General features: G+C 58.3%; 15 protein-coding genes. 6 read left to right on the forward strand and 9 right to left on the reverse strand.

The annotated features are described in order from the left end of the window. Positions 1-111 precede the first annotated feature (111 nt). From CA833_RS21045 to CA833_RS21055, 3 genes are all read left to right on the forward strand, one after another. On the forward strand, positions 112-2,505 hold the full coding sequence (locus CA833_RS21045) for a membrane-bound PQQ-dependent dehydrogenase, glucose/quinate/shikimate family (protein WP_242526576.1): 2,394 nt from the start codon (positions 112-114) through the stop codon (positions 2,503-2,505). Positions 2,506-3,053: 548 nt separating this feature from the next. Continuing rightward, complete coding sequence (locus CA833_RS21050; protein WP_207081060.1) at positions 3,054-3,344, forward strand: hypothetical protein; 291 nt, start codon at positions 3,054-3,056, stop codon at positions 3,342-3,344. A 22-nt stretch (positions 3,345-3,366) separates the two neighbouring features. Further along, the gene (locus CA833_RS21055) at positions 3,367-3,975 is read left to right on the forward strand and encodes a general stress protein (RefSeq protein WP_207081061.1); all 609 of its coding nucleotides are present in this window, start codon (positions 3,367-3,369) and stop codon (positions 3,973-3,975) included. Positions 3,976-4,134: 159 nt separating this feature from the next. On the opposite strand, the gene CA833_RS21060 is transcribed toward CA833_RS21055, so the two are convergent. The 5 genes from CA833_RS21060 to CA833_RS21080 form a co-directional block, all read right to left on the reverse strand. Continuing rightward, positions 4,135-5,145: a sensor histidine kinase gene (locus tag CA833_RS21060; protein WP_207081062.1), complete on the reverse strand. Its 1,011-nt coding sequence runs from the start codon at positions 5,143-5,145 to the stop codon at positions 4,135-4,137. A 115-nt stretch (positions 5,146-5,260) separates the two neighbouring features. Further along, positions 5,261-6,321 (reverse strand): IS630 family transposase gene (locus CA833_RS21065; RefSeq protein WP_207080371.1). Its coding sequence is split into 2 segments (ribosomal slippage): positions 5,261-5,829 and positions 5,829-6,321, totalling 1,062 coding nucleotides; the frame shifts between segments, so codons are not numbered across the junction. Between the two features lie 272 nt (positions 6,322-6,593). Then, on the reverse strand, positions 6,594-7,043 hold the full coding sequence (locus tag CA833_RS21070) for a hypothetical protein (RefSeq protein ID WP_207081063.1): 450 nt from the start codon (positions 7,041-7,043) through the stop codon (positions 6,594-6,596). 15 nt (positions 7,044-7,058) lie between these two features. Further along, positions 7,059-7,940 carry a Crp/Fnr family transcriptional regulator gene (locus tag CA833_RS21075; protein ID WP_207081064.1) on the reverse strand — a complete coding sequence of 294 codons (882 nt, stop codon included), beginning with the start codon at positions 7,938-7,940 and terminating at the stop codon, positions 7,059-7,061. Between the two features lie 132 nt (positions 7,941-8,072). Beyond that, positions 8,073-8,666, reverse strand: coding sequence for a DUF4142 domain-containing protein (locus CA833_RS21080; RefSeq protein ID WP_207081065.1), 594 nt, complete (start codon positions 8,664-8,666; stop codon positions 8,073-8,075). 550 nt (positions 8,667-9,216) lie between these two features. Here CA833_RS21080 and CA833_RS21085 point away from each other — a divergent pair. The 3 genes from CA833_RS21085 to CA833_RS21095 all read left to right on the forward strand — a co-directional run bounded on the left by CA833_RS21085 (position 9,217) and on the right by CA833_RS21095 (position 11,705). After that, positions 9,217-9,864, forward strand: coding sequence for a Crp/Fnr family transcriptional regulator (locus CA833_RS21085; protein ID WP_207081066.1), 648 nt, complete (start codon positions 9,217-9,219; stop codon positions 9,862-9,864). 44 nt (positions 9,865-9,908) lie between these two features. Further along, positions 9,909-11,066, forward strand: a complete 1,158-nt coding sequence (locus CA833_RS21090) for a sensor histidine kinase (protein WP_207081067.1) — start codon at positions 9,909-9,911, stop codon at positions 11,064-11,066. A gap of 342 nt (positions 11,067-11,408) precedes the next feature. Then, the gene (locus CA833_RS21095; RefSeq protein ID WP_207081068.1) at positions 11,409-11,705 is read left to right on the forward strand and encodes a plasmid stabilization protein; all 297 of its coding nucleotides are present in this window, start codon (positions 11,409-11,411) and stop codon (positions 11,703-11,705) included. A gap of 13 nt (positions 11,706-11,718) precedes the next feature. Here the strand turns inward: CA833_RS21095 and CA833_RS21100 are convergent, their stop codons facing one another. From CA833_RS21100 to CA833_RS21115, 4 genes are all read right to left on the reverse strand, one after another. Then, the gene (locus CA833_RS21100) at positions 11,719-12,459 is read right to left on the reverse strand and encodes a S9 family peptidase (protein WP_207081069.1); all 741 of its coding nucleotides are present in this window, start codon (positions 12,457-12,459) and stop codon (positions 11,719-11,721) included. After that, positions 12,456-13,661: a DUF3182 family protein gene (locus tag CA833_RS21105; RefSeq protein ID WP_370584611.1), complete on the reverse strand. Its 1,206-nt coding sequence runs from the start codon at positions 13,659-13,661 to the stop codon at positions 12,456-12,458. The genes CA833_RS21100 and CA833_RS21105 overlap by 4 nt, the downstream gene beginning before the upstream one ends. A 132-nt stretch (positions 13,662-13,793) precedes the next feature. Then, positions 13,794-14,204: a low affinity iron permease family protein gene (locus CA833_RS21110; protein ID WP_207081071.1), complete on the reverse strand. Its 411-nt coding sequence runs from the start codon at positions 14,202-14,204 to the stop codon at positions 13,794-13,796. A 348-nt stretch (positions 14,205-14,552) separates the two neighbouring features. Continuing rightward, positions 14,553-15,089 (reverse strand): hypothetical protein, encoded by a 537-nt coding sequence (locus CA833_RS21115; RefSeq protein ID WP_242526577.1) that lies wholly within the window; start codon positions 15,087-15,089, stop codon positions 14,553-14,555. Positions 15,090-15,102 lie beyond the last annotated feature (13 nt).

The following is a 15,102-nucleotide window of genomic DNA, read 5'->3' on the forward strand; positions in this document are numbered from 1 at the left end:
TTGCGCGCCTGGCCATTTCCCTTTTTGCGACAGATGAAGCAGGCAATTCCGGAACATTCCGGACCTCAATCCATTGCCTAAGCGCGGTCGATGTATGTTTCCGGAGTGTAAATGATGAAGGCTGAAGCTTTTCGGCACGGGGCACTCGCGCTGGCACCACTCACCCTCGGCGTCATGGTAGCGGCCATCGGCGCGATACTCTTCATCGGCGGCAGTTGGCTCGTGGGGCTCGGCGGTTCCGCTTATTATGTCGTCACCGGCGTAGCGATGCTTGGCGCGGGCATCCTGCTCTGGCGCCGGAACATTCTGGGGGGCTGGCTGTACTGCCTGATCTTCCTCTTCACGTTGATCTGGGCTTTCGGCGAAGTCGGCACGAACAACTGGGCGCTGGTCCCGCGCGTCATCGCTCCCCTTGTTCTATTGATTGCCTGCTTTCTCGTCATGCCGGTCCTTTCTGCACATCCAGCTCGCTGGAAGTTCGCTCTTGGAGCCTCCGGCGCTGCCATCGTGTTGACCGCGGCGACCGCAATGATTTTCGCTCACATGGCCGATACCGACCCCTTGTCCGTATTGCCGGACCTGCGTTTCGATATGAGCGACCCTTCGCTTGCTGCTACCGGAGATGACTGGCCCGCTTATGGCGGCAGCGAAGCGGCGCGCCGCTTTTCTCCGCTTGGCCAGATCAACGCCGCCAATGTCCATAATCTCGAGCGCGCGTGGCTTATCCATACCGGAGATACACCTTCATCGCCAAAAATCGCCAAGACTTATGGGGGGGAGAATACGCCGCTGAAGATCGGCGACATGCTCTATGTTTGTACGCCAAAGAATATCGTTGTTGCGCTTGACCCTGCAAGCGGAAAGCAGCGGTGGAGATTTGATCCCGGAGTTGCCGATGATGCCATCCCCTATACGGCGGCATGCCGCGGGGTCAGCTATTTTGCTGTTCCCAATGCTTCGGTGGATCAGCCTTGCGCGCGGCGGATCATCTACGGAACGCTGGATGCCCGGCTTTTTGCAATTGATGCTCACTCCGGTGCGCGCTGCAGGGACTTCGGCAAAAACGGCGAGGTGGATACCAAGATCGGTATGGGCGATACGCCTCCCGGATATGTGTCCATCAATTCGCCTCCCACGATAGTGCGCGGTGTCGTGGTGACGGGGCATCAGGTCCTGGATGGACAGGACCGCTGGGCGCCGTCGGGGGTGATCCGGGGCTATGACGCGATTACCGGCAAGCTGCGCTGGGCATGGGACATGATGCATCCGGACTGGAATGGATATCCGCCGGACGGTGAGGTCTGGGCGCGCGGCACGCCGAACATGTGGACCATAGCTAGCGGCGACGAGCAGCTTGGGCTGGTTTATCTGCCGATGGGTAATGCCGCAGCCGATTACTATTCAAGCTTGCGGCGCCCCCAGGAGAAGGATGTCGCAACCTCGCTGGTCGCACTCGACGTCACTACGGGCAAACCGCGCTGGACGTTCCAGGCCGTGCGCAATGATGTCTGGGATTACGATTTCGGGGCGCAGGCGACACTGGTGGATTTCAAGGGAACGCCGGCGCTCGTGCTTCCCTCGAAGCAGGGCGATATCTACGTGCTGGACCGCCGTACCGGCCGACCTCTTGCGCCCGTTGGTGAAATCAGGGCGCCTGCCGGCGGCGTAGAGCCGGCGGAGCGTGCACCTGTCCAACGGGTTTCCCTGTGGCATACCTTGCGCAAGCCCGCACTCACCGAACGGGACATGTGGGGCATGTCACCGATCGACCAGATGATCTGTCGGATCCAGTTCCGCAAGGCCAGCTACAAGGGCTTCTTCACACCACCGGAGAGCGATTTCCGTTCTATCGAATATCCCGGCTACAATGGCGGGACGGACTGGGGTGGCATTGCCATCGACCCGCGCCGCGGCGTGATCATTGCCAACTACAACGACATGCCCAACTATGTCCGTCTCGTTCCACGTGCCGAGGCGAACAAGAAGGGCTGGGCTCCTCGCGACCAGGCGCGCGGTGAAATCGGCGGGGCCGAAGGGGCGGGCGATCCGCAGGCTCACACGCCTTTCGCGATCGATGTCAACGCGGGCTGGCGTCTCCCGCTTACAGGCATGCTGTGCAAGCAGCCGCCCTATGGCGGTATCCGCGCCATCGATCTGGCGACCGGACACACGATCTGGGATCGGCCGCTGGGCGAAGCACGCACGAACGGGCCATTCGGAGTACCTTCGATGCTGCCCTGGACGATTGGTACGCCGAACAACGGGGGGGCGGTCGTGACCGCCGGCGGAATAATCTTCATCGCGGCCGCGACGGACAATCTGATACGCGCGATCGACATGAAGAGCGGAAAGGTCTTGTGGAAGGACGTGCTTCCGGCCGGCGGTCAGGCAACCCCGATGACCTACATGATTAATGGCAAACAATACGTGGTAATCGTGCCGGGCGGTCATCATTTCATGGAGACGCCCATCGGCGACGAAGTCGTCGCTTACGCGTTGCCGTAAATGGCGTGCCGCGACGATACGCGCCGGAGATATCCGCTTTCGAGTTTCGGACATGAGGATTCGATGAGAAGGATAGGGGCCAAGGCAGCGGAATCCAGGTTACCCCCGTTTTTGCTGGCATGCGCCGCTGATCGTCGGGCCATGGCTCCCAAGACAGGATCGCATGGCAAATCACCGCTCCTCGTCTGCGTCGCCCCGGTCAAAGAGAGTGCGCGTCGCGGCTTGATGATGGCTTAACGAGTGTTCGCAGAGCCGATGGTGGAGTGATGGTGAATCCGGTAATCCAAAGAGATTGTGTTCAGTATTGCTCAATTTAAATTGAAATATGGATATTCCGTGGGCATTTCCGGTAAAATAATTTCCATATCGTTTAGAATTTTAAAAATATAACCTCGATCAATAAATGGAATTTATCGAGTGTTTTCCCAAGTTATCAAAGATTACCGATGATTTTTCTATACATACTAACCTCCGAAGGGCTTTGCTCGATCGAGGGCGCAACCATTCAAATGCGGCATACGTTTCCCGGGTAGAGAGGAGATAATGCCATGAAAATTGTATTTGCGACGCTCGCATTCGCGCTGGCTCCGTCCGCCACCTACGCCCAGTCAGACAATCCTGCTGTGAAAGATCCCACGGTTGTTACGGCTGACGCTGCCGCGAAGGGGCACAATTCCTTCACCGAAGCCCAAGCGCGTGAACGTATCGCCAAGGCCGGTTTTACCAATATCGGCAAGCTTGTTCAGAACGAGAATGGCGTCTGGCAGGCGAATGCCGTCAAGGACGGCAAGTCCGTGACTGTCGCCCTCGACTACAAGGGCAATATCACCGTCTACTAAGCGACATTCGTGGAGAGAAATCATGACCAAGACGATCACCCGTCTCTTTGATAACTATGCAGAGGCTGCAGAGGCTATCCGGGAGCTCGAAGCAATTGGCATTCCCCGCGATGAAATCAGTGTCATTGTCAACGAAGGCCGCAGGGAAGTGGCCCATGAGGGAGTAAACGCAGACGGCGAAGTGACTGCCGGAACTTCTGCCGGTGCACTTCTGGGCGGTACCGGGGGGCTGCTCGCAGGCCTGGGGTTCCTGGCTATTCCCGGACTTGGTCCTGTGGTTGCGGCTGGCTGGCTGGCAGCTGCTGCCGTGGGAGCCGGCGTCGGCGCTGTGGGCGGAGCTGCTGCCGGGGGCATCGTTGGAGCGCTGCGACATGCAGGTCACTCGGAAGAGGAGGCGCATATCTATGCAGAGGGCGTCAGGCGCGGCGGTGTGCTTCTCAGTGCAAAAGTCAGCAAGGAGCAATTTGATCGTGCCAATACTGCTATCGGCGTGGGGGCAGTGGATATCGGTCAACGTGCTGCAATCTACCGGGAAGAAGGCTGGTCACGCTTCGATGAGAATCTGCCTGCCTATTCTGCCGAAGAAATCGAGCAGGAACGAGCCAGATTTGGGCTGATGCCGCGTCCGTGAGGCACCGCCTGCTCGTCACTTTCCCTTGGTCGGGCTCAATCGGGCCTGCTGGCAAATGTCCGCAGGCCCGCCCTCGTCAGCCTGCCTACCGCGACCGGGGTCTCGATTGCCGTCCACGAAAGGCACTCGGTGAACTTTCGACGGGCGCTGGCTGCAGGGTTAGGTTGAACTTCCCGATCGGAGAGAGACGCTGCAACCGCTGCTGCTCAGTTGATAGTCGTATTGCGCCTGCGCCTGTTGAGCGAATGCCTGCATTAGGTTCTGTCCGAGCCCCGCTTTTCGGTCTTGATGGCCAACTGCGCTGCCAATGCCGTCATCATTCACGATTACTTCCCATCCATCTGGCCAACTGCGGAAAGAGATGTTGATGTTTCCACGCTTGCATGCGGGAAATGCATACTTTGCGCAATTGGTGAGGGCTTCGTTTAGGAAAAGTCCGATGGCGACGGCAACGTGTTGTGGCAGCAGGCACGCGTCTGCGTCGATGACGACCGCGATGTTCTGGACGAAAAGGGCTGCGGAAGTACGGGAAGCAACGTCATGAATGTATGGCTTCATGGCTATGGTTCCGTCGCTTTCTTGCGCAAGCGAGAGTATCTCATAAGCTTTTGAAAATGTATGAATTCTGCCGATCGCTTGTTCAAAGGCCAGGCGTATCGTCGGGTCGCTGTGCCCCCTTGCTTGCAACACAAGCAAACTTCCCACAAGAGCGAAATTATTCTTGGTACGATGCTCAAGTTCGGTCAGCAACATCCTGCGTCGCTCAATTTCGATATCGCGCATGTTGGCCGTTTCCCTGACGGCTTGCCGAAATACTTCCGCCAGAAGGAGTACGACAAGAACGCTGGCAGCATTGATCATGATCCGGACGGCATCACTGGGGTCGTTCAGGTCGAAGGATCGGGCAACAGGCATGACGTACCACCACGCCCAACCAAAACTGACCAGGAAAGCGGCAAGACCAGCAATCAGCCGGCCAAAAAGCGTAGCAATCAAAACCGTGGGATAGACAAGGGCAAATGCTCCGATGTTTGCGGCAGGAATATCGAGAAGGATACGCAAGAAAATCTCGATAGCCGCGCACGTGACCCCGAATGCGATTTGCGGAAAAAGAGGCCTCTCGCCGGCGCGGCAAGCCATGACAACGTCGAATTTTGCGAGTTCATGCAAGCCCTCGTTCCTCTGTTTCATTATCCCCCGTGGAGGCCGCCACGCTCTGCGCGCCAGGCACCCAAAGTGGAGGAAGTGCAGGCGATTATCCGAATGTAATACCAAGACTCTCTGATCATGACCCATGCGCCCATTGGCGTAACCCGATGGACATGATGCGCCATGGCTGATCGATGAGGCGGTTCCAGGCGTGGCAGCAGTGATCGACGACGTTGTCGTAGGACGAGAAGATGCGGTTCGAGAGCCAATTATCGCGCATGAACTGCCACACGTTTTCTACGGGGTTGAGTTCGGGGCACTTGGGCGGCAGCGGCAGGAGGGTGATATTGGCCGGAATGTCGAGTTTGCCGGACATGTGCCACCCGGCTTGATCGAGCATGAGCACGGCGTGAGCACCGGGTGCGACCTGGCTGCTGATTTCTGCCAGATGCATGTCCATGGCCTCGCTGTTGCAGCGTGGCATGACCAACGCCGCACCTTTCCCTTCAGCAGGACATATTGCGCCGAAGATCCAGGCCGAAGCCCGGCGTAGATCACGGGGCGCAACGGGTCTGGTGCCACGCTTGGCCCAGCGTCGGGTGATCTGCGTTTTCTGCCCGATCCGGGCCTCATCTTGCCACCACAGTTCTATCGGGGTGCCTTTGGGCAGGCGCCTTCGGATTTGCGCCAGATGGGCGGGGAAGGCTTTTTAAAAGCGGCAATATCTTCAGGGCGCTGCCCCTGATGGCGTGGCCGGGCCGAGAGCTTGCGATAGCCCATGGTCCGGAGTTCATGCCCCAGCGCCTGCTTGCTGATCGAGATTTCGAACTCCTCCCATAGCCATTGGACGAGGTCGATGATCCGCCAGCGAACCACACCATGAACAGCAGGAATAGGGCCCGCTTCGATGGTTTCGGCCAGCGCGCGTCGATGGCAGTCGTCGAGGATGGTATCCGGCCCCGGCGCCCTGCGGGTTTCGAGACCATCAGGGCCATGCGCGTTGAAGCGCAGCACCCAGTCCCTGACAATCTGCAGCGTGACCCCGCCGACCTTGGCGGCCTCGCTTCGGCTGCCGCCGTCTAGGATCGTCGCAATCGCAAGCAGACGGCGAACTTGGTCTGCATCCTTGGCGCGGCGAGCAAAGGCCCGAACCTGCGCAGAACTGAAATCACCTCGAAGTCTGACCGGCGCTGCCATCGCAAAACTCCAACCGTTTGCGATGGTGAATCACGTCATGCCCCGGCCGCATACCCTCCGTGAGTCAGATTCCACAGGTTTTGGTATAAGGCGTTGGATGTGAGTAAGGACTTCTGCTCAGATCGATTTGAAAACGAAATCCATGGTTTAAATACTAGATATTACTTTATAATGCAATTTTCGAAGGGTTTGTATTATTTCATGCGGAAAACATTGGCGATATATTATTTGCTGTTAAGTTGTGAAATTTACTATTTGAAAAATATTTCACGTCACTGCTCTGCCGATGGAGTCGATGTCAGCATGTCGAGGAGTGCCTGCTCCTGGCTGATGAATTCTGCGCAGATGGCCCCGATTACCGGCTCACCAGCGCTTTTCGCGAGACGGACAAGCAAGCGGTAAATAGCCTTCGCGCGCAAACTGTTCTTGATGGTCTTGGGCAGTGACGCCGGGCCATAAACATGACTTTTTCGGAAGCTCGTTTTCTTGATCGATGGGTGATCGCCGCCGCTAGGCTTTGAGTCTGCCAAGTGGCGCAGACAGCTATCCAATTTCGCCGCGCGCAGCGATCCATTCTCGGCATGGCACACCAGCACATGGCTGCACGGCAAGTCGAGAGTGCCGGATCTAGCGGTTTTGAGCAGAGACACTCGCCGACGGTGCTCCAGAACACGCGCTTCCAGCAGTCGCTGCGCAAGGATGTCGGTGGATGATTCTATCATCGCGGGGTGCCCTTGCTATCCTCGCCCGAGGCGAGCCGTGCGCTCAATCTTGCATGTTTGCGGGCCACCATTCTGTCTGGGCGGAAATGGGATTACCTCCGGTGGTTCGGCACTTACGTCAGGGGCCGGTTGGGGATTGGATTTCTGTTTGCGCGAAAGCGCTGTGCCGGTAGGTTCGGGCGAAGCGAGATTGAGATAGGCTGGGTCGAACTGCGCAATTGCGATCAGCTCTTCCATCGCGTTTATGTGCAACTGGCGCCTGCGCAGATCGATCAAGCCGCGTTTGCGCAGTTCTTGGACTATGCGATTTGTGTGAACCTGGGTGAGCCCGCAAGCCTCGGCCATCTGATGCTGCGTTAGCGGAAACGCACAGACATTCGCCCGGACAAGGCCCATCCTTTCTTGCCGGACGAACGATTCGCACAGGAGATGAGCAATTCGCTCCATCGCTCCCATTTGTCCGATAATCGCTGTCCAACGCCGCTGGATGGACAGCGTGAGCATCTGATTGCGCCAGCAGCTGCGAGCGAGGCTCGCATGGCAGCCAAGCAAGGAATGAAATTCAAGTTTGCCGATGATCGCAATGGAAAGCGGCGTAATGGCGGTAATCGAATGATCCATGACCGCCCCAGTGCTCAGGTCGTTCGTGCAAAGATCTCCCTGCAGCGCAACCGACAGGATCTGGCGACGGCCATCATGCAGTTCCATGGCCTGCTCAGCCCACCCACTGAGGACTATCAAAACATGTTCCGTGCAGTCGAACTGCCTCAACACGACTTGTTTGGGGCGGTAGGTCCGTAGTCGTTGCCGAACGGCGAAGTCGAGCAGCAGGCTGGTAGGCCGATCTGCAGATCGTGCATCAGAAATCCGATTTCCCATTTTTTCCGCCGGGAACATTTGGAATCTCCAGGATAGCGTATTGATCCAGCCTCTTCGTTTCCAGAATGGCCGACAATCACATGGATCAAGAACGCCGGACTGCGTTGCTCATCTCGTCGCGTTCAATGGTCCGTCGGCCTCGCCTGCCGCCTAATCTCCGGCCATTTGCCGAAGATGATCGAGATGAGCGGCGACTACGGGCATGGTAGAGCGTGCAAGTTTGCGCAGATTGGCGTCATCCCCGTTCGAGGCGAAGTCCGTAAGCATGGCAAGTGCCTGCTCATGGGCGATTCGCTGTTGCTCGATGTAGGCGTTGTCAAATTTCTCTCCCGCAGCGCGCAAGGCGTTGATCTGGGCATTCTGTTGTCCGTCGAGTTTTGGCGTGAACGTCAAAGCTGCCGTGCGGGATGAGATTGCTTTTTCAAGCTGGGCCTGCGCATTTTCATGATCGACGATCATCTGCCGGGCAAACAGGCGGACATTGTCGCTCTTGCTGCGCTCGATTGCGATCTTCGCAGCTTCGATTTCGAAAAGGTTCGCCGATCCGAGGGTATCTGCGAAGTCTGACGGGCTCAAGGCGTTGGTGTCAGAAGTCCCGTTGATGGCTTCAGCCGATTGAAGATCGTCCTGTGGAGAGAGGACAGTTCCACTGTAGATGTCTGTAGGCGCCGGTTCTGTTGCGTTGCGGGAATTGCACGCAGTGACGAGCGCTGCACTCGCGATCAATAAGGTAAGACGCCGCATTGGAAGTCCTTTTGGCTGGCACCTCGAATACGAAGCTCCTTGCGCAAGCATTCGTGGATCTTCATCGATCCGCTCCCTTCGATGTCGTCCTAGTCAGCCAGGACCGTTGCCTGGCCAAGCTCGCAAGCAGAAGAAACCCTGCGGGGCAAAGGTTCCCCCCACGCGGCGAAGCGTGTGTATCCACGCGCACGGCGTTGAAATTGATGATCCAGGTGAATTTTCGATCCGGCCGGGTCGGCCGTCCCGCCACCCGTCCATTGCGAAGCGCCGGGAGGCACTGCACGGCTTTGCCGGCGGCAGAAAAAACTCGCGGTCGTAGACTTGCCCTGGCCGGAATATCTTGACGAGACCATCCCCGTCCCGACCGGCGAAGCGGCCGACGAGGAACAGGTGGCCTTTTGTTGCGTTGCCCTTGGAAGGCAATCCTGCGGCGCGAGACCGGATCTGCGATTGCGGCGAGTGATCTCGGCCGATTAACGCATGTGAATGTGGCGTTTGGCCTGACCGCGCAATGAGAACGGATTTGTTACTCATGGGGCCAGATAATTCCTTGACGCTGCACCTTTCCGCCTTTGTCAGGCTGTCTAGCTCTGATCGGGAAATACTCACCAAAGCGCTCAGGAAGCGCGTTCGCGTACTCCCACCGCGCCACGACATCATTAGAGAGGGTGACCGCCCCCGTTTCGTAAACGTGATTCTGGACGGATGGGCGCAACGCTACAAGCAGCTTGCCGACGGGCGCAGGCAGATATTGTCTTTCTTCGTCGCCGGGGATCTTTGTGACACCAACGTCTTTATTCTCAAGGCGATGGATCATTCACTATCGACAGTCACTGAGGTCAATCTAGCTGAAATATCGCAGTTGGAATTTCGGGAAATAATCGAGAACTCGCCCCGAATCGCGCAGGCGCTGTGGTGGAGCGAGCTGGTTACAGTGGCGATCCAGCGCGAGTGGACGACCAGCATCGGTCAGCGTACCGCCTATGAACGCATTGCCCATCTGTTCTGCGAAATGTTCGTACGATTGCGCACGATCGGGCGGACCGACGGCAATTCGTGCGAATTTCCCCTCACGCAGTCGGAAATCGCGGAGGCGACGGGCCTCACGCAAGTTCACGTCAATCGCACAATCCAGGAAATGCGCCGTGATCAGCTTATCGAACTGCGTAACAAGCGTCTTCTCGTATTCGATCTTTGATCGTCTGATATCGGTGGCAATGTTCAACCCGAACTATCTTCATCTTGACCACGAAGGAGCGCACATCGACGCGAATGAGTGAATTTGCCTGGCTTCCCGCCGACAACCCTATGGCAGCGGCACTGCAGGAGAAAAACTGGTCGCAATCGCTGCTTGGCCCTGTTGGTCAATGGCCGCAGCGGCTCAGGTCCGCAGTCGATCTCATTCTCGGCTGCCCGCAGGCCATGGTGGTGCTGTGGGGCAACAACCTCGTGCAGATCTACAACGGAGCATTCAGCGCGTTGATGGGGGATCGTCATCCCGCAGAGCTCGGCATCGCCACGAAGCAGTGTTGGCCCTTGATCTGGCAGATCAGCGAGCCATTCTACGACAGGGTCCGTGGCGGCGAGAGCTGCTCATGCAAGGATCAGGTTCTTGCGATTGTTGCAGGAGGGGCAACTGCGCGCGCACGCTTCGATCTGAATTATGTCCCGCTGCGAGCGCAGCAGGGAGAGGTACTGGGTATCCTCGTGTCCATTTGCGAGGCGTCGTCAAGACCAGGATTGCTGGCGGAAAGGGACGCATTGCGCGCCCGGCTGGAGCACAGCGATGAAACAATCCGCGATATGCACTACCGGATGCGCAATGCTTTAGGGGTGGTTCGATCGATCGTCCGGCGAACTGCTGCCACCAGTACAAGCCTGGAAGGTATGGAGATGCACCTGCAGGGGCGCATTGCTGCCTTCACCAGGGTTCAAGCGGCTATCGCACGGACAGGAGCCAGGCGAGGGGTATCTCTTGCCTCGCTCGTCAGCGACGAGTTGTCAGCGCAGGGCGGCCGGCCCGGCGAGACAGTGGTGCTGGAAGGGCCGGAAATTCAGCTACGCCCTGCAGCGGCGGAGCTTGTCGGGCTCGCTATGCACGAATTGGCCTGCAATGCCGTCAAATTCGGCGCGCTGACCCAGCCTGGGGGCCAGGTTTGCGTTCGTTGGCAACGCGGCCCCGCGTCAGCTAGTCAGGGAGAAGACCGGCTTCTGCTGGATTGGGAGGAAAGTGGCTGCGATCTCGGTACCCTGCATATGGGAGCGCCGGGTTTTGGGACCGAAACGCTCCTCAATTCACTTGCCTGCGAATTGGAAGCCCGAACGTTCCTGCGCCCTGCGCCTGCCGGTATGCACTTCCAGTTGGATGCGCCGCTCAGCCGCATGGAGGCTGTGCGGTAAAAGCAGCCGGCTGGCCGAGGCGGTCAGATGTACGGCAAGGCGTAAGGTTCTCAAATCTGCTGAATGCCCCGGCGCGGTGCGATGTGCCCGGGAGGGAAAAGTTCCCCGTCGGTTCGCAGGTGACGGATCTCTCGCCTCCGTGATTTGCGGGGCAGGCACGTAACGCATTTCGCCGCCGTTCGGCGCGGCGACAAATCATGATCTCAATCATGTTTCGTCGCCGCTTGTCTCATTGATGTACCGGTTTCCCAAGGTTCTTGGCGACAAAACGGAACGCCTTGCCGGTGTAGACCATTCAGCGCTTGTCGAAAAGACGATCCTCACCAGGCAAGGAGAGATGGGATGCCCAGAGGTGACAAGTCCAGCTACACGGACAAGCAGAAGCGCAACGCGGCGCATATCGAGAAGGGGTACGAAGAGCGCGGGGTCAGCCGCGATGAGGCCGAACGTCGTGCGTGGGCCACGGTCAACAAGGAATCCGGCGGCGGCAAAAAATCGGGTTCGGGGCGGGGCCGCAAGGAAAACCATGCCTCCTCGCGCAAGGGAGGTCAGATTGGCAGTTCATCCCAGAGCCATGCCAAACGTTCAGAGGCAGCCAGGAAAGGCTGGGAAACCCGCCGCCAGCGTGCAAAAGGTTGAATGGGAATGGGGGCTAGCTTGGGCTGCGGCTTTCACGCACCAGTCCCTCTATCCAGTTTACGAGCAGCCGGTTGTAGTTCTGGCGCTGCTTTTCGTCCCGCAGCGCGTGGTCGGCACCCTTCAGCACCCGATAGTTCAATGAGCGACTGCTACGAAACGCGGCCATGTAAGAGCTGATTGTTGGATGCGGGACGTAGTCGTCGTGCTCGGATTCGACGATCAGGACGTCGCCGAGGAATTTTTCGCATGCCGCCAACGCACGATCCTGATGGCCTGTCCGAAAATGACTGCGGTAGCGGTCGATCTCGCTGCGATCGAGCAGCGCTTTGGGAACGTCCCAATCGGTGTCGGGATAAAGCGCAGGCACTCGCAGCGCCAGCCATGCGACGGGACGTTCCCGAGTGAGAAGAGCAGCCAGATACCCTCCGTAACTGGTGCCGACGACCGCGACGGCCGATGTATCGACGCCTGGTTGCGCTACGAGGAAATCGTAAGCCGACACGACATCAGCCAATCCATCTGAACGGGTAACCCGATTGCGATCGCTGTCGTGCCTTGCATGTCCGCGCAGGTCGAATGTGAAACAGACGCAGCCGAGCTGGGCAATCTCGTCTGCGCGCAAAAGGTCCTGTTCCTGACTGCCTCCCCAACCATGGATGAAAAGGACTCCCGGGGTGAGTTTGGCCGGGGTCAGTACGGTTCCGTCAAGAGATTGCCCGTCAACGTCGAGGGTGACCTGGCTTGCTGTTTTCATTCGATCACCATTGCATATTTGGTCATTGGTCCGGCGATCGGATCGATGCCCGCATAGTAGACACTGGCTCCCGGCGGAGCAGCATCGGCATCGCCATGGATCTCGACGGTCGCGCAAATCGTGTCCATGCACGAGGGGTGGGCATTAAAGCGTTCAAATGCAGCGATTTCAGCCGGTGTGGCACCGCCTACGCGCCAACTTTGCTCCAATACGCCGATCCGGCGCTCCCCGAGTGGTGTCTGGCCGCTCGCCACATCGTAGTTGCGGCGGGATGCGTACATTCCGGGAAAGGTGTCGAAGATCAGCCGGTCGTAACGACGCGCCTTTTCGACCGCTTCGGCAACGTCGCGTGCAAGGGGGCGAGCGGCCAGTTCTGCGAGACCTCCACGAACGGCTTGAAGCCGGGTTCCTCCGTAAACGGTCTGCCCATCGCGATCGGTCGTTATCGCCTGGATTCCCCAGTAAGCGATCTCCATTCCGCAGAGCTTCGTTGAACCGACGCTGTAGGTCCGTACTGCTTCCAGGTTTTCCTCGATCACCAGTCCGTCTGTTCGAATTTGCTCGGGGTCAATTGCTTCCAGTTCGGTTTCAAGCTCCTGCATGGAACGGATGACGGCCTGTCCTCGTCCGGCGGTGGCTTCGACTTGCTTAATGCGAACCGGACCTTGCGACAGGAGGGTGGCCGCAGCGGCAAAGGCATCGTCACGATCGAAGGTCGAAAACCCTTGGAGTACCGAGCCGTCGAGCAACCCGCCCAAATCCCGGTTCCATCCGCTTGGCATAGCCCGCGGCGCAGCGACGAGCGAATGGCCCACGGCTTTTGTTGCAACGAAGCGAAAGGGGACGACGCCGCCGAAAAGGTCATTCTCTCCTGTAATGCCCAGTGCAGACGCCTCTTGTGTCACGAGCGTGTCTCGCGGTACAAAATAGGAGCTCGACCTGCCGCTTGTGTCAAAGCGGGTGAATCTGTCATGCCGACCTGAGGGAACACCTCCACAAAGTCTTGCCAGCCGCCGCGTAACCTCGTTTCGCGATGCCCGGTCGTGTTTGTTATCCAATGGGTTTCGAGACCGTTGGGCATTCATGCAGTTATTCTCCTGCTGCCGCTGCAATCCGCGCATGGGTGGGTAACGCATCAAGACCGCCAGAGATGCGAGCGGTATCGTTGACACTGACGAAACACGCGTGCGGCAAGAGGCCATCTCCGGCGTTCCATGGCGCAGACCCGTTACGCGGTGCGCAATACGGCGAGCGCAAACTGCCCGGAATTCTGCGCGAATTGGGAGAATCCTGGCTGAATGGATGGGGGGCAATGCGGCCAGAGACAGGACAATTCAAACCCGCTTCTGCATGTTTTGCACGCTGGTATGGGCAGTGCCTGCTTTTCCCTTTTCTCCACCAACCTCTTGTTCCAGATCGGCACGAATATCCTCGACCTGGGAGGCGGTGAGGTGCTCGATGCCGATAAACTGTTCACGCGCCTTATCGAGCGCACGGATCATTTCGTCGAGCTTGGCCTGCATGGCCGCAGCATCGCGGTTCTGGCTGTTCTGGATCAGGAAGACCATCAGGAAAGTCACGATCGTAGTGCCGGTATTGATGATCAGTTGCCACGTATCGGAGTATTCAAAAACAGGTCCGGTGACCGCCCAGACGGCGATGAGCAGCAAGGCCAAGGTAAATGTAAGCGGTTGCCCTGCGGCATTCGCAATCCGCGTGGCGATGTTGGTGAAAAGGCGATTCATTTTCACATCTTCCGATGGTGAGACGGAGTTCTGAAGGAGGAACTGGCAACATTCGGAAACGTTTCTCACCATGTAATGAAAACGCCCGAACTCATCAAAACCTGCGGCTACGGCATTTCGGCGGTGAGTGTGCTGCTTCTGGGCATCGTCTCCTTGAGCAGCGCCCGGTCCGATCCTGTCGTGGCAATGTGCCTCTTGGGCGGGATGACAACTTCAATCGCAGGAATGTTCTTGCGATGGTGGTCATATCTTCGGGACAAGGACGAGTAGGTGCCGGCTTGACGTCTCCCGCCGGCAGCCCAGGCAGGCGATTGAACGCCGGGTGGTGAAGGCGTGGCCCGCGCCGCGTCATGCAAGATCTCGCACTTCACTCTCGCGCGCCCAGTGACGCGTGGTACCGATCTTGAGCAAATCCTCCACCGGAACCACTCCCGCGTCCTTGGCCACGCCGGCCTTGTCGAGAATTACCTGCGTTCCCGGACAGTGGGCGATGGTCTTGCAATGACCGAACGCATCCATGAACCACTGGATCGCTACCGCCTGCGCGGCCAGTTCCTCCGCGGCGCCGGGCGTCAGGATCGAGGCAACCGCATCGAACAGGATCGAAGGCGAGCCCGCAAGCTGGCCATCTGCCTCCAGTGTGCCGCCCTTGACTGTGATCCCACCCACTTTGGGAGCGACCAGGAAAGGTGTCCCTTCCGCGTCTTCGATCTGCCTGCGCAGCTTGTTGATTGCAGCCTTGTCCGAGCCTTCGGCAAACAGGATGCCGATTTTACGCCCTTTCAGGGTATCGACAGCCTTCTTTTGGATCGACAGGGCATCGGACGGTGCCATGTCGATCGGGGCACGCGCGACTTCGGCCTTTTTCGGGACGTCGATCGCCAACCCATTGGCTGAT

This window comes from Novosphingobium sp. KA1, assembly GCF_017309955.1.
Lineage (GTDB): Bacteria > Pseudomonadota > Alphaproteobacteria > Sphingomonadales > Sphingomonadaceae > Novosphingobium.

What these genes read in the sequence shown, in the direction of transcription:
- CA833_RS21045 (WP_242526576.1), top strand. Translation starts at nt 112, where the DNA reads ATGATGAAGGCTGAAGCTTTTCGGCACGGGGCACTCGCGCTGGCACCA.
- CA833_RS21050 (WP_207081060.1), top strand. Translation starts at nt 3,054, where the DNA reads ATGAAAATTGTATTTGCGACGCTCGCATTCGCGCTGGCTCCGTCCGCC.
- CA833_RS21055 (WP_207081061.1), top strand. Translation starts at nt 3,367, where the DNA reads ATGACCAAGACGATCACCCGTCTCTTTGATAACTATGCAGAGGCTGCA.
- CA833_RS21075 (WP_207081064.1), bottom strand. Translation starts at nt 7,940, where the DNA reads ATGTTCCCGGCGGAAAAAATGGGAAATCGGATTTCTGATGCACGATCT.
- CA833_RS21100 (WP_207081069.1), bottom strand. Translation starts at nt 12,459, where the DNA reads ATGAAAACAGCAAGCCAGGTCACCCTCGACGTTGACGGGCAATCTCTT.
- CA833_RS21110 (WP_207081071.1), bottom strand. Translation starts at nt 14,204, where the DNA reads ATGAATCGCCTTTTCACCAACATCGCCACGCGGATTGCGAATGCCGCA.
- CA833_RS21070 (WP_207081063.1), bottom strand. Translation starts at nt 7,043, where the DNA reads ATGATAGAATCATCCACCGACATCCTTGCGCAGCGACTGCTGGAAGCG.
- CA833_RS21105 (WP_370584611.1), bottom strand. Translation starts at nt 13,661, where the DNA reads ATGGCCTCTTGCCGCACGCGTGTTTCGTCAGTGTCAACGATACCGCTC.
- CA833_RS21095 (WP_207081068.1), top strand. Translation starts at nt 11,409, where the DNA reads ATGCCCAGAGGTGACAAGTCCAGCTACACGGACAAGCAGAAGCGCAAC.
- CA833_RS21080 (WP_207081065.1), bottom strand. Translation starts at nt 8,666, where the DNA reads ATGCGGCGTCTTACCTTATTGATCGCGAGTGCAGCGCTCGTCACTGCG.